General features: G+C 69.4%; 12 protein-coding genes and 3 pseudogenes. 7 read left to right on the top strand and 8 right to left on the bottom strand.

The annotated features are described in order from the left end of the window. Positions 1-99: 99 nt before the first annotated feature. The 4 genes and pseudogenes from ACN6LD_RS40520 to ACN6LD_RS40535 all read left to right on the top strand — a co-directional run. Positions 100-383: pseudogene (locus ACN6LD_RS40520) on the top strand (sugar kinase); the annotation flags it as partial. 35 nt (positions 384-418) lie between these two features. Next, positions 419-541: pseudogene (locus ACN6LD_RS40525) on the top strand (aldo/keto reductase); the annotation flags it as partial. Between the two features lie 98 nt (positions 542-639). Continuing rightward, the gene (locus ACN6LD_RS40530) at positions 640-777 is read left to right on the top strand and encodes a hypothetical protein (RefSeq protein WP_319194778.1); all 138 of its coding nucleotides are present in this window, start codon (positions 640-642) and stop codon (positions 775-777) included. A 176-nt stretch (positions 778-953) separates the two neighbouring features. Then, positions 954-1,709 (top strand): response regulator transcription factor, encoded by a 756-nt coding sequence (locus ACN6LD_RS40535; protein WP_445045772.1) that lies wholly within the window; start codon positions 954-956, stop codon positions 1,707-1,709. Between the two features lie 172 nt (positions 1,710-1,881). On the opposite strand, the gene ACN6LD_RS40540 is transcribed toward ACN6LD_RS40535, so the two are convergent. The 5 genes and pseudogenes from ACN6LD_RS40540 to ACN6LD_RS40560 all read right to left on the bottom strand — a co-directional run bounded on the left by ACN6LD_RS40540 (position 1,882) and on the right by ACN6LD_RS40560 (position 6,195). Next, on the bottom strand, positions 1,882-2,880 hold the full coding sequence (locus tag ACN6LD_RS40540; RefSeq protein ID WP_445045773.1) for a protein-ADP-ribose hydrolase: 999 nt from the start codon (positions 2,878-2,880) through the stop codon (positions 1,882-1,884). A gap of 89 nt (positions 2,881-2,969) precedes the next feature. Further along, positions 2,970-3,245 (bottom strand): annotated as a pseudogene (locus ACN6LD_RS40545) (MoaF-related domain-containing protein); the annotation flags it as partial. A 102-nt stretch (positions 3,246-3,347) separates the two neighbouring features. Then, positions 3,348-4,109 (bottom strand): nuclear transport factor 2 family protein, encoded by a 762-nt coding sequence (locus tag ACN6LD_RS40550; RefSeq protein WP_445045774.1) that lies wholly within the window; start codon positions 4,107-4,109, stop codon positions 3,348-3,350. A 304-nt stretch (positions 4,110-4,413) separates the two neighbouring features. Further along, positions 4,414-5,280: an SDR family oxidoreductase gene (locus ACN6LD_RS40555; RefSeq protein ID WP_445045775.1), complete on the bottom strand. Its 867-nt coding sequence runs from the start codon at positions 5,278-5,280 to the stop codon at positions 4,414-4,416. A gap of 48 nt (positions 5,281-5,328) precedes the next feature. Next, entirely contained in the window at positions 5,329-6,195 is an 867-nt protein-coding gene (locus ACN6LD_RS40560) for an NAD-dependent protein deacetylase of SIR2 family (protein WP_445045776.1), read from the bottom strand. A 781-nt stretch (positions 6,196-6,976) separates the two neighbouring features. On the opposite strand from ACN6LD_RS40560, the gene ACN6LD_RS40565 reads away from it, so the two are divergent. Together ACN6LD_RS40565 and ACN6LD_RS40570 are read left to right on the top strand one after the other, a co-directional pair. After that, the gene (locus ACN6LD_RS40565; protein WP_319194789.1) at positions 6,977-7,879 is read left to right on the top strand and encodes a helix-turn-helix domain-containing protein; all 903 of its coding nucleotides are present in this window, start codon (positions 6,977-6,979) and stop codon (positions 7,877-7,879) included. Next, positions 7,872-8,150, top strand: a complete 279-nt coding sequence (locus tag ACN6LD_RS40570) for a hypothetical protein (protein ID WP_319194791.1) — start codon at positions 7,872-7,874, stop codon at positions 8,148-8,150. The genes ACN6LD_RS40565 and ACN6LD_RS40570 overlap by 8 nt, the downstream gene beginning before the upstream one ends. Before the next feature lie 147 nt (positions 8,151-8,297). Here ACN6LD_RS40570 and ACN6LD_RS40575 read toward each other — a convergent pair whose 3' ends face one another. The 3 genes from ACN6LD_RS40575 to ACN6LD_RS40585 all read right to left on the bottom strand — a co-directional run bounded on the left by ACN6LD_RS40575 (position 8,298) and on the right by ACN6LD_RS40585 (position 11,980). Then, a complete protein-coding gene (locus ACN6LD_RS40575; protein WP_319194793.1) occupies positions 8,298-9,758 on the bottom strand; it encodes an aldehyde dehydrogenase family protein in 1,461 nt (486 codons plus the stop codon). A gap of 53 nt (positions 9,759-9,811) precedes the next feature. Next, positions 9,812-10,918 carry an NAD(P)-dependent alcohol dehydrogenase gene (locus ACN6LD_RS40580; protein WP_319194794.1) on the bottom strand — a complete coding sequence of 369 codons (1,107 nt, stop codon included), beginning with the start codon at positions 10,916-10,918 and terminating at the stop codon, positions 9,812-9,814. A gap of 180 nt (positions 10,919-11,098) precedes the next feature. Continuing rightward, complete coding sequence (locus ACN6LD_RS40585; protein WP_319194796.1) at positions 11,099-11,980, bottom strand: IclR family transcriptional regulator; 882 nt, start codon at positions 11,978-11,980, stop codon at positions 11,099-11,101. A 119-nt stretch (positions 11,981-12,099) separates the two neighbouring features. On the opposite strand from ACN6LD_RS40585, the gene ACN6LD_RS40590 reads away from it, so the two are divergent. Further along, on the top strand, positions 12,100-13,328 hold a 1,229-nt coding region (locus tag ACN6LD_RS40590; protein WP_445045777.1), incomplete at its 3' end, for an ABC transporter substrate-binding protein.

Genomic DNA, 13,328 nt, shown 5'->3' on the forward strand with positions numbered 1-13,328 from the left:
CAGCGGACGGAGGAACTCCCACTCCTCATCGGACAGTTCATGGCGACGTATCACCCGACCATGATCCACCACTCAAGATCAATTGAAGACACGACCTAGGCCGGGGTCAACGACTGGACCTCGGCTGCCTGGTCGGCGGAGACAGGGTTCGTACCGGGTCCCGAGATGCCCGGCCTGCACGTCCTGGGCCGCATCGGCTCCGGTGACGGTTTGCCGCCGGGCTGATCTACGGCCTGCACACCGGTGCCGGTATCGACCGTGCGCTCGCATACGACACCGCCCACGGCGCGCTCACCATGACCACCCCCGGCGACGTCTCCATGGCTTCCCTCGCCGAGGTCGAGGCGCTCATGGGTGGCAGCTCCGCCCACGTCCGGCGCTGACCGCAACACACCGCCCACGTCCCGAGGAGTGCGTCTTGCACCGCAGAAAGATCACGAACACGTCTCTCGAGCTCACCGAGCTCGGCTTCGGGGCCGCCGTCGTGGGCAACCTCTACCGGGTCACCCCGGCCCACGACGCGGCGGCCGCCGTAGAAGCGCACGACGCGGCATCGACAGCCTCACCCGCAACGCCGTTCTGTGGGGCGCCCGCTTCTCGCCCGACGAGACACGCGGCCGGGCATCCATGATCATCTCCATGATCGAGGGGTACATGACCTGCTGGTTCCTGCACCGGGTCAAGCCCGAGCGCGGTCCTGCGGCCGAGCTCCTGACGGACGTGGTGATGGACATGCTGCACGCGCACAGGACGGAGCAGCCGGACGTTCGCGTGTGAACCGGCCCGGGCGCGGCCTCGGCGCACCCTCCGATCGGATGCGGGCGCCAATACCCCGGTAGCACCCGGGCGTGCCGGATTTCGTCCTGCGGTGCCGGAGCCCGACGGCCAACGGCTCCTAGGTTTGAGGCCGGGCCGCAGCCCTCGGCCGCCACACACCGCAGGGGAGAAGTCGCGTGCAGGTACTGCTCATCGAAGACGATCCGGATGTCGCGAACTGCCTGATACGCGGCCTGACCCGCTACGGCTGCGACGTGACGTGGGAAACGACGGGGCGGGGTGGGCTCGCCGCGGCGGCCCCGGACGTGGTGCTGCTCGATCTGGGTCTGCCGGACCTGGATGGTCTCGACGTCTGCAGGGAACTGAGGGCCCGCAGCGACGTGTCGCTCATCGTGATCAGCGGGCGCGGCAGTGTGACGGACAGGATCGTCGGCCTCGAACTCGGCGCGGACGACTACCTGGTGAAACCGTTCCTCGTACGCGAACTCGTGGCGCGAATGCGTGCGGTGCGCCGGAGGAACCGCGGCGCGGTCCCGGTCGGCACCCCCGCCCAGTTGCCCAGCGTGCGGTCGATCGGGTCTCCGCCGGATCGACACGGCACCTGGCCGGCGCGTGACGTGTATTACCGGGTGGCGATCGACAGACGTGCCCACCGGGTCTTTCTCGACGGCGCCGAGGTGGCGCTGAGTCCCAAGGAGTACGCCCTGCTGGAGTATCTGACGAGCCGGGCCGGCGCGCTCGTGACACGCGAGTCCATCATGTCCGCGGTGTGGGACAGCAACTGGTTCGGCTCGACGAAGACGTTGGACACCCATGTGACCTCCCTGCGGAACAAACTGGGTGCCGCTCTGTGCGTGGAGGCAGTTCGCGGCGTCGGCTTCCGGCTGGTCGTCGGGGCGGCAGCCGCCCCGGTACACCCCTCCGCTGTCTGACGTCCGACGCCACTTATGGACTGCCGTGCCGGGGGGCGGCGGGAACATGCTGTTCTTCTCCGCCGTCCTCGCCGACCCTCCCGTCGCCGCGCTCGTCGGCCCATCCTGTTGCCGCCAGGTCTCATCGCTCACGCCCGCGGCGTCGGCGGCTCAACGCGTGATGGACGTCGTGTCAGGGGCGGCCCGATACACCGAAGGCGTGCCTGTAGGCCCGTTCGTCGTCGTCTGCGAACACGGCGAACACCACGCGGTCGAACCGTCCGGGATGCTCTGCGGTCCAGTCCGCGACTGTGCGCAGCGCGACAGGTGCTGCCTCCTTTTTGGGATAGCCGAAGACGCCGGTGCTGACGGCGCAGAAGGCGAGGGTGCGGATGGTCTCCACCTCGGCGGCTAGGTCCAGGCACGCCCGGTAGGAGGAGGCCAGCTCCTGCGCGTCACGTGTCTGTGGGCGGCCCTGGACGACGGGGCCGACGGTGTGCAGGACGTACCGGGCCGGCAGGTGGTAGCCCCGTGTGATCTTGGCCTTACCGGTGGGTTCGAGGGATCCCTGCGCCGTGATGATCGTGTGGCAGTCGTCGCGCAGACGAGGTCCGGCGGCGTTGTGGAGGGCGTTGTCGATGCAGGGGTGCAGAGGGCGGAAGCAGCCGAGCAGTTGACTGTTGGCAGCGTTGACCACGGCGTCTGCGGCCAGCGTGGTGATGTCTCCCCGCCACAGCACGGCCTCGGTCGCCGCCCGGAAGGTCCTACGGCAGAACTCTTCTTCGACTGTGGGCAGTTCGAGCGCCGAGACGGTGAGCCGCAGTTCCCGCTCCGCGCCCAGGAGCGCGTCCAGCTCCCGGTCGGCTCCCTCCGGCAGCGGACCGGGATCGCGCACGGTCAGCAGAGCTCGCAGCACCTGGCGGGCCGTGGCCGCGTCGGCGCCACCGGTCCTATCGGCGAGGTGCCTCAGTGAGTCGGCTCGCAACCCGAGCCGGGGAACGGCCGGATCCGCACTGAACAGGCGCAGCGCCGAGCGCACGTGTGCGTCCAGCCGTCCGGCTGTGGCCGGGGCCGCTGTCGGACGGAAGGGTTCGTCGAGGGTGACGGCGTCCCGGTAGGCGGCCAGAGGCAGGGCGGTGAGCTGCGCCTGTGTCCCGGCGAAGGCGTCGGACTCGGCGCGGGTCGGAATCATCGAGGGCTCCGGGTGGGGCAGGTGAACGAGGTGTACCGATGGCCCGGCATCGGCACGTCGGCGCGCGGGCCGGACCATCGGCAGGTGGGTCACATTCCTTCGAGTGTTCCGACGTGCAACTCGCCGATCCGGCCCTCGGGGGTGTCGTAGGTCCAGAAGGCGTGAACCGTGGGGGTGTTGAGATTCATCGCGTGGGTGACGGTCATACCGGACTTCTCCACCCAGCCGAGCAGGAAGACGCCAGGCGCGACCTCGGCTGCGTTCAGTGTGACGTCCTCGCTCGCACCGGTGTCGGGGCCGGCGACGGTCTCGTAGTGCAGCGTGGTGCCGTCGGGACTGTAGGTGTTGTGGAAGACGACGCCGTTGTCGACGCTGACCGGTAGGTCTTTCCTGCGTAGGCGAGGTTGCTCATGTGTTGGTGCTCCGTCGGTCGACGTGTTCGTTGAGCCGGGTGGCGTGCGGGCCTCTCAGAACAGGCCGTTGCCGTGCGGCAGCTCGTCCGGGACGGGAGCGATGACGTCCCAGTGCTCGACGATCCTGCCGTCCGCGACACGGAAGAGGTCGTAGTAGGCGACGGGCACACCGAACTCGCCTTCGGACTGCGTCAGGACGAAGTCGCCTTCGGCGATGACCTTGTGGACCTTCTTGTAGATCAGGTTCTTGCCCTGTTCGGCCCACTTGGCCGCGGCCGCGCCGAAACCGTCCAGGCCGTCGGCGGCCTCGGTGTTGTGCTGGTGGTAGGTCTCGGTGGAGATGTAGTCGGTGAGCACCGAGTAGTCGGCGCCGACGAGGACCTTCTCGGCGAACTCCGTCACCAGGGCACGGTTGGCGGCGGTCTTGTCGGTCTCGGTGACCGCAGCGGGGCCGTCGGTCTGGGAGCGGCCGGAGACGGTGTCCTCGACCTGGGGGGTCAGGGCGTCCCAGTGCTCGGCCAGCTTGCCGTCGGCGTCCACGCGGAAGATGTCGAAGCCGACGAGCGGGTCCGGGCCGAAGCCGTGGTAGGTGCCGTGCAGGGCGATCAGGTCGCCGTCGGCGATGACCCGGGCGCCTTCGTAGCGGAAGTCCTCGCCCAGGCCGGCGACGAGCCCGCGCAGCGCCTCGGGGCCGTCGGGGGCGAGCGTGCTGTGCTGCTTGTAGGTCGCGGCCACCCAGCGGTCCACGGCGGAGGGATCCTTGTCGCCGAACAACTCAGTGACGGCCTGAAGGACGGTGTTCTTCGCGTTGCTCATGACTGTCTTCCTTGCTTGCGTACTTGCGTCGGATGGACCGGCGGTCGAGTGGTGATGTGTTCAAACTATGACGACGACATCGAGTGTTCCCGGGTGAAAGGCGACTCTCGATAGTCAAAAAGCGACCCACTTCTTTTCGTCGAGGTGTCGGGCACTACTGGGGGGTCCGGTCGGCCGCTCGCCGTCTGGGTGCGCAGGAGCTGCGTGCCGGTGCCGGGGTGGGCCACAGCGGCTCGGGGGGGCACGCATGAGGTCTATCTGCCTTCCGGTCGACCGGCCGGGGCGGTGCCGACGGCGGTGGGAGTCAGTCCCCTGCGGCGCGGATGACGTCGGCGAGGGGCGTGGCGGGATGTCCGGTGAGGCGGGGCACGGCGTCGCTGACGCCGTCGAGTTCGCCTGAGGCGATGGCCGTGTAGGTGGACACCCAGGCGTCCAGCTGCCAGGGCGGGGCGCCGTAGGAAGCGCGGGAGGCGTAGGCCTCCTCGACCGTCTCCTGCTGGTAGGTGACGGTGCGTCCGAGCTGCTCGGACAGGAGTGAGGCCGCTTCGTCCAGGGTGAGGGAGGCGGGCCCGGTCAGGTCGTAGGCGACGCCCGCATGGCCGTCGGGCCTGGACAGCACCGCGGCGGCCGTGTCGGCGATGTCGTCCTGGCCGACGAACGATGCCCGGCCGGGCCCGGCCGGGCCTCGGATGACGCCGTCCTCGCCGACCAGGTCGGGGACGAACTCCGCGTAGAAGTTGTCCCGGAGCAACGTGTACGCCAGGCCGCTCGCGCGGATGTGCTGTTCGGTGTGGAAGTGGTCGCGCGCCAGGGTGAAGGTGGCGTCGGGGGCTGCGCCGTAGAAGGAGACGTACACCAGATGCCGGACACCCGCCTGCGCGGCGGCGTCCACAAACGCCTTGTGCTGGGCGAGCCGGTCGGCACTCTCGGAGGCGGAGACCATGAAGACGGTGCGGATGCCGGTCAGGGCCTCCCGTACGGCGTCCTGGTCGGCGTAGTCGCTTCGGACCGCCACCGCGCCGGGAAGCCGTGGAGCCCGTTCCGGGCTGCGGGCCAGTAGTTTCTGCGGGACGCCCCGCTCTGCCAGCCGCCGGGCGACGCGCCCGCCGAGCCGGCCGGTGGAGCCGGTGACAGCGATCGCAGGGATGGATACCGCGGGCTTTTCGGACATGGGGTGATTTCTCTTCCTGTGGCGACGAGGGCGCGCCGCCGCCGTGCGTCAGGGATCGAGCCCGTCGAGGAGCCGGTCCGCTCCGACGGGAACGGACAGAGCTCGTGTCCCGAGGTCCATGGGGACGTCGGGATGGTCGGGATTGATCCGGACGAGGCGGGCCCGAGGCGTCTGACGCACCAGATTCTCCATGGGCCAGCGGATCACTCCGGGAGTATTGAAACCGGCACCGATTTCGATCACGAGCAAGGTGCTGTCCGTGGGCGCGTCGTCGAGCCACCGGGCCAGCCGCTGCCCTGCGGGCAGATAGGAGTCGTCGACGAACTCCGGACCGACACGGATGTTGGGGAAGACGTCGGCGCCGCAGCGGGGGCAGCGCGGCAGGGCCTGAGGGTCGGTCACCCGGCCGGTGTCCCGGTCGTACGCGGCGAGGACCGCGTCGAGGAAAGGCTTGCTGGGCCAGGTGTCCCGCGTGCACGGGACCGTGCACTGGAGGCGGCCGTAGTCGCCCTGCGGGGTGAAGACCTGGTCCCCCGCGAAGCCGTTGCGGGGGAAGAGGGCGTCGACGTTGGACGTCATCACCCAGTGGTCGCGGTCGCCGACCAGCTCCCTCAGCATGCGGTAGAGGGGGTTAGGTTCGGTGCCGTAGCGGATGTCGTCGATGTGGACGGCCCAGTAGCCCCACATCATGTCCTTCGGCAGGGGCACGCCGAGCAGGTAGCGCGAGCGCAGGCCGAGCCGGTACAGCGCCGGCAGCAGTTCGCGGAAGCGTTCCGTGTCGCCGTAGTCGTAGCCGGCGGCCGCGCTCAGGCCCGCGCCGGCCGCGATCAGGACCCTGTCGGCCTCTTCCAGCCATGCGTGGACGGCCTCGCGTGCCGGTGCGGCCGAGGCGGGAGCGTTGTTCACGCTGCTCACGACGCGCGGTTCCCTTCCGGTGCCACGGACACCTGTTTGACGTACCCGTCGAAAGCCGTGGTCAGTTCCTCGACACGGGTCAGCGGTCCGCCCAGCCGGTGGTGGTGTCCGCCCGCGGTGCCGAGCAGCAGAACCGGGTAAGCTCGCCACGCTCAGCCGGCGGACGGCGCGCAGTGCGGCCTTCACTCGCGCGCGCGTGACGGACGCGGCGTAGGCGAGGGCCACGGCAAGGGGGCTCAGGCCCAGCTCGACGGCGAGCACTCGGCAGGTCGCCGGGTCCGACAAACTCAGGCCGTCCACGAACCAGGCGTGCTGCATCACTTCGAGCGTCCGCAGGGTGTCCGCGCCGGGCTGGGCCGGCAGAGCCTCCAGCCCCGTCGCCGCGTCGGTGGAGTCCATCACCGTGGTGCCGTCGGCGACGGTTCGCCTGTGTCCCGCACCGAAATGGGCACCGGTTCAGTTCCGTGACGCGGACCCACTGGCGCACCAGGTCGGGATCGGCAGAAACTGGCAGCGCACGCGCTCCCGCATACAGTCCGGCCGACAGGACACGCAGATCGACACGGTCCGCATGGGCTTCGACGAAGGCCCGCAGGGTCGGGGCGAAGCCGTGGCACCGAGCGCAGTAGGCGTCGAAGACATACGTCAGCCCGGCCCTCTCCCCCTTCGTGGGCGCCATGTGCCGTCCTTTCCGATTTCCGCCGGGGAGACGTTCCGTTTCCGTAGCGGCACGACCAACGTACGAAGGTTGTCTGCGGAAAACCGGATAAACTTCTGACTGATGATGGCCAAAAACCGACACGGTTCCCCGCGTGAGATCCCGGAGGTCCTGTTCGACGCCCCCGCGGGCACGCCCGCCGGTATCGAGGTCCTGTCGCTGGCGGAGCTACGACGGCGCGTCTGCGAGCACACTCTCGCGCGGCCCCGGCGCCCCGACTTCCATCACCTGCTCACGCTCACCGCAGGCGGCCTCTGGCACGTCGTCGATTTCAACGGCTACGCCCTGCGGCCGGGCTCCTGGCTGTGGGTGCGCCCGGGACAGGTGCATCAGTGGGGCGACCTCGCCAAGGCCGAGGGCACGCTGATCCTCTTCCAGCAGGACGTCCTGGACCCGGCCACGGCTACGGCGGCCCGTATCGACGACCCGCACGCACCGGTCGTCTCCACTCCCGTCGCGGCCGACGCCGAAGCGGTGACCATGGCTGCGGAACACCTGAGCCTTGAGTTCCAAGCGCTCGGGCACCTGCCTCTGGACATACACATGGCGGCCCTGCGCCATCTCCTCGCCGTCCTGCTGCTGCGGATGGCTCATCTCACCGTTCCGGTCGGGAGCCCCGCTCCGGAACCTGACGAGACCTACCTGCGGTTCCGTGACGCGGTGGAACGGCACTTCACCGCCACGCGGCGGGTGGAGGACTACGCTCGCATGCTCGGCTATTCCGGACGCACTCTCGCCCGGGCGACCCTGGCGGGCGCCGGGCTCAGCGCGAAGGAGTTCATCGACCGCCGGGTCGTGCTGGAGGCGAAGCGTCTGCTGGCTCACGGCGACGAGACCGCCGCCCAGATCTCGGACCATCTCGGCTTCGCCACGCCCTCCCAGTTCAGCAAGTACTTCATGCAACGCACAGGCCGTTCCCCGATCGACTTCCGCAAGGAGATCCGGGGGCTGGCTGCGAGTGAGTGACGCAGTACAGGCCGGCGTGCGCGCTGAGCGTTCCCTCCGCGTCAGCCACGCCCGAGCACGGCACGCCGACGCGTGCGACGAGCTGGCTGTCCGCCCAGGAACTCCGCACCAGAAGGCTGCTGTTGCGCTGCTGGGCGATGCCTTCAACCAGCTCAGCCCGGACTTCGGCAAGGGACGCGATGCCTTGGTCATCGGTGTCACGGGCTACCTCCAGCAGTTCCCGAACGCCGCGCTGACCTTCAAGCGGACCGTGCCCGGGGCGACCTCGTAGTCGTGCAGGGCCAGGCGGAACGTCGGCCGAGGACCACGGCACGGTAGCGGTGGACAGCTTCCGCTTCGACCGGCACGGCAGGTTCGTCGAGCACTGGGGACGACCTGCAGGCGGTCACGGAGAAGAGCTGTGTCTGGGGCCGACCGATCAGAAGGGGTAGTGGGCCTGCTGGGTCGCGATCGTCACCCAGCGGGTGCTGGAGAACGCCTCGATGCCCCACCGTCCGCCGAACCGGCCGTATCCGGAGGCCTTCACGCCACCGAAGGGCGCGTGGGGCTCGTCGGCCACGGACTGGTCGTTGATGTGCACGATGCCCGTACGGACACGACGGGCGACGCTCAGCCCGTGGGTGGCGTTCTCGGTGATGATGCCGCAGGACAGACCGTGGTCGGTGTCGTTGGCGACGGCCACGGCGGCGTCGTCGTCGCTGAACGACTCGACGACGCAGACCGGCCCGAAGGCCTCCGCGTAGTACAGGTCCGTGTCCTGGGGAACGTCGGTGAGCACGGTCGCCGCGTGTACCGCGCCCTCTGGCTGCCCGCCGCCCGTCAGCAGGGTGGCGCCCTTGGCGACCGCGTCCTCCACCAGGGCGGCGACGCGCTGTGCGGCGGAGGCGGTGACCAGCGGGCCCACCACGGTGTGCGGGTGGGCGGGGTCCCCGGCCCGGAGGGAGGCGACCTTCGCGGTGAACTTCCGGGTGAACTCCTCGGCCAGCGACTCGTGTACGAGGATGCGGTCGCCGGACATGCAGATCTGCCCGGAGTTCATGAACACGCTGAAGGTGGCGGCGTCGACGGCGTAGTCCACGTCCGCGTCGTCCAGGACGATCACCGCGTTCTTGCCGCCCAGTTCCAGCACGGCCGGCTTGAGGTGCTTCGCGGCGTGGGTGCCGATGATCCGGCCGACGCCGGTGGAGCCTGTGAAGTTCACGGCACGCACCCGGGGATCGGCGATCAGCACCTCGGCGATCTCCGCCGCGTCCTCGCGGGCGTTGGTGACCACGTTGAGCACCCCGTCGGGCAGTCCCGCCTCGCGCAGCACGTCCGCGACGAGCAGTCCGCAGGCGATCGGCGCGTCCTCGCTGGGCTTGACGACGACCGTGTTGCCGGCGGCCAGGGGTGCCGCCACGGCCCGGACGCCGAGGATGACCGGAGCGTTCCACGGCGCGAACGCCGCGACCACGCCCAGCGGTTCGCGTACCGCGAGGCCCAGCGCGCCTTCCTCCTGGGCGCTGAGCACCTCGCCGCGCGGAGCGGTGATCGCGGCGGCCGCCTCCCGCAGGATGTTCGCCGCCAGCGCCACGTTGAAGAACGCCCAGGGCCGGGTACCGCCAGCCTCGTGGGCCATGATCTCGGCCACCTGCTCGGCACGTGCGTCCAGCAGGTCCGCCGCCTTGAGGAAGATCGCGCGACGGGCGAACGGCGCGAGGGCGGCCCAGTCGGCGAACGCCGCGTCGGCGGCGTCCACGGCCCGGGTCACGTCCTGCGGGTCGGCCGCGGCGACGATCGCGTAGACCTCGCCGGTGTAGGGGTCGATGTCCTCGGTGGTACGGCCGGAGAGGGCCGGCACGTCCTTGCCGCCGATGAACAGTTCACGGGTGAGAGACATGAAGGACTTCTTTCGGTACGGGGCAGCCGTGGCGGGCCACGAGGCGTGCGGACTCAGGCGGGCATGCGGACGATCGGCTTGATGACGTCGCCGGAGTACGACGCCTCCAGCGCCTCCTCGATCTGGTCGAAGGCGAACCAGGAGACGAGCCGTTCCATGGGAAAGCGGCCCTGGCGGTACAACTCGATGAGCGCGCCAATGAGTTGGGGACTGCGACCGCCGCCGCCGAGGACGCCGACGATGCGCTTGCCCCACAGGGTGGTGAGGTGGTCGAGGGTGAACTCAGCTCCCGCCGGGGCGCCGCCGATGAGCGCGCAGGTGCCGAGCATGCCGACCGAGTCGGCGGCCTGGCGTACGACGGAGAGGATGCCAGTGCACTCCAGGGCGTTGTCGGCGGGCCCGCCGCAGATGTCCTGCACCGCGGCGACGGGGTCGGTGTCGGCGGCATTCACGGTGTGGGTCGCGCCGAGTTCCGCCGCTAGCTCCAGCCGGGAGGTGTGCCGGTCGACCGCGATGATCGTGGTCGCGCCGCTGTTGCGGGCCGCCATGACGGCGGCCAGCCCCACCGAGCCGGTGCCGTAGATCACGAGACTGGAGCCGATCTGCGGGCGCAGCGTGTTCAGCACGGCGCCCGCGCCGGTGGACAGCCCGCAGGCGAGGGGGCCGAGCAGGTCGAGCGGGACGTCGTGCGGGACCTTCACCAGGCTGTTGGCCCGGGTCAAGGAGTGGGTGGCGAAGGACGACTGGCCGAAGAAGTGTCCGTGTAGCGCGCCTCCGTCCGGGCGGCGCAGGGCCGAGGCCCCGGTCCCCGGTCGGACTCCGCCGGCGACGAGTTCGCCGAGCCGGGCGCAGTAACGGGGCTCACCGGCCAGGCAGTTGCGACACTCGCCGCACCAGGGCCAGCCGATGACGACGTGGTCGCCCTCCCGCACCGATGTGACACCGGGACCGATCGCGGCCACGACGCCGGCGCCTTCGTGACCGAGCACCCCGGGAGCGGGGAAAGGAAGATCACCGTGCCTCGCCAGCCCGTCGGTGTGGCAGATGCCGGTGGCTGAGATCCGCACGAGGACCTCGCCCGCTTCCGGCTCGTCCAGCTCGACGTCCTGGAGCTGGAACGGGCCGTCCTGCTTGTCGAACACGGCGGCCTGTATACGCATGACGGCCTCCCGAACACAGGAACAACTCTGTTCGCTTGGTGAAGTGAAGTTCACGGACTGTTTGGCGGCGTGAGTCTGCGCCCGTCCGGGAGTCGGTGTCAACGAATTGAGTCCCTACCGTTCCGTATACAGGGACTAGTGTTTGAATTATTCAAACAACATCGCGGAGACGGTTTCGGATCAGGTCTGCGGCCGATGACCGAGCCGGGTGGAGATCTCCGCCGTAGCGCGCCGCAGGGGGGCTTCGAGGCGCGACATGACGGACTCCACCGACGCGTTCCACACCGTGAGGTGCACCGCGACGTTGACCGCGGCTACGACGGCGCCGGACCGGTCCCGCACCGGCGCGGCCAACGACCGCAGCCCGGGTGCGAGTTCCTCGTCATTGAGCGCGAGCCCGGAACGCCGGACCCGTGCCAGCGCCACCATGAGCTGCTCCCGCGCAGTGATCGTCTTCGGCCCCCGCCGGGCGAGATCCGTGCGATCGACCAGGTCACGCAGCACGGCCGGCTCCTGGTACGCCAGCAAGACCTTGCCCATCGAGGTGCAGTAGGCCGGAAGGCGGGAGCCGACGTGCAGGTGGAGACCCATGGCGAAGGTGCTCGCACGACCGCTGCGCCGCCGGTCGACGTACACGATGTCCGGGCCGTCAAGCACGGCCATGCTCACGGTGTAACCGGTCTCGTCCGACAAGGCCTGCAGGAACGGCCCGGCGACGCGGGTGATCTCCATGGAGTTGATCGCCGCGAATCCGAGGTCGACGACCCTGGGCCCGAGGGAGTACTTCCGCGAGTCCGGATCCTGTTGCAGATAACCGAGTTTGGCGAGTGTCGCCACATACCGGTAGGTGGTGCTGCGGTTGAGGCCGACCACGCGCCCCAGCTCGGAGATCCCCAGGACAGGGCGGTTCTCGCTGAACGACGAGAGGATCAGCAGTCCGCGTTCCAGGGACTGGGAGAACCCTGCGGCGGCCGCCTTCGGCGGCGTCTCGTCCTCGGCGGTGCCGACCACAAGGGGGCTCGTGGGCTCGTCGGATGCCGACGGCGGTGTCCGGGAGGTCATGCCGCATGGTAACGCCGTTTGTTTCATCTATTAGAACGCCACGTTGACTTCCGTGACAGCCGCTCCTACGTTCCCCCCACCTTTGGTTCACCAGGAGGGCAAACATGCCTGAGTCTCCTATGTCCGAACCGTCTCCCGAACCCAGCAGACGCCAGATTCTGCGTACGGCGGGACTCGGTATATCCGGACTCGCCCTGGCAAGTCCGCTGGTCGCCGCCTGCAAGGTCGGCAGTGGCGACAGCGGCGGCAGTAGTGGATCGACCACCCTGAAAATCGGGTTCGTCAGCCCGCGCACCGGCCCCGCGGCCGGATTCGGCGAGCCGGACGCCTACGTCCTCGGCCTCGCCCGCAAAGCCTTCGCCGAAGGCCTGACCATCGGCGGCAAGAAGTATCAGGTCAAGATCATCGACAAGGACGGCCAGTCCAACCCGCAGCGCGGATCCCAGGTGGCCAACGACCTGATCAACGCCGAGGGCGTCGACTTGATGCTCACCACGTCGACGCCGGAGACGGTCAACCCCGTCTCCGACGCGTGCGAGGCCGCCGGTGTCCCGTGCATCTCCACCGTCGTGCCCTGGGAGGCCTGGTACTTCGGCCGGGGGGCGAAGCCCACCCAGAAGCAGGCCTTCCAGTACACCTTCCACTTCTGCTTCGGCGTCGAGCAGTTCCACCAGGCCTACACCAGCCTGTGGACGCAGGTGAAGACGGACCGGAAGGTCGGCGTCATGTGGCCCAACGACTCCGACGGCAACGCCATCCGGCACGCGCTCGGGCCCCTGCTGGAGAAGGCCGGCTACGACATCGTCGATCCCGGCGCCTACACCGACGGCACCAACGACTACTCGTCGCAGATCGCCCGGTTCAAGTCCGAGAACTGCGAGATCTTCAACACCTTCCCCATCCCCTCCGACTTCGCCACCTTCTGGCGGCAGGCCGCGCAGCAGGGCTACAAGCCCAAGATCGTGCAGGTCGCCAAGACGGGCCTGTTCCCCTCGCAGGTCGAGGCCCTCGGCTCCATAGGCGTCGGCATCGCAGGCGGCGCCTACTGGACCCCGACCTTCCCCTACAGTTCCTCGCTCACCAGCGTCTCCTCCGCGGACCTGGCCGACGGCTACCAGAAGTCGTCCGGCAAGCAGTGGACCCAGCAACTCGGCGCCAGCCTCGCCCTGTTCGACGCGGGCGCGGCCGCGCTCCGGGCTGCCTCCGACCCCAAGGACAAGAAGGCCGTCGCCAAGGCGATCGCCGTACTCGACGTGCAGACCCCGGTCGGCAGGCTCCAGTGGGGCAAGGGCCCCAACGCCAACGTCGTGGCCACCCCCATCCTCGGCGGACAGTGGGTGCGGGCCGC

Source organism: Streptomyces sp. SAS_272 (assembly GCF_052543235.1).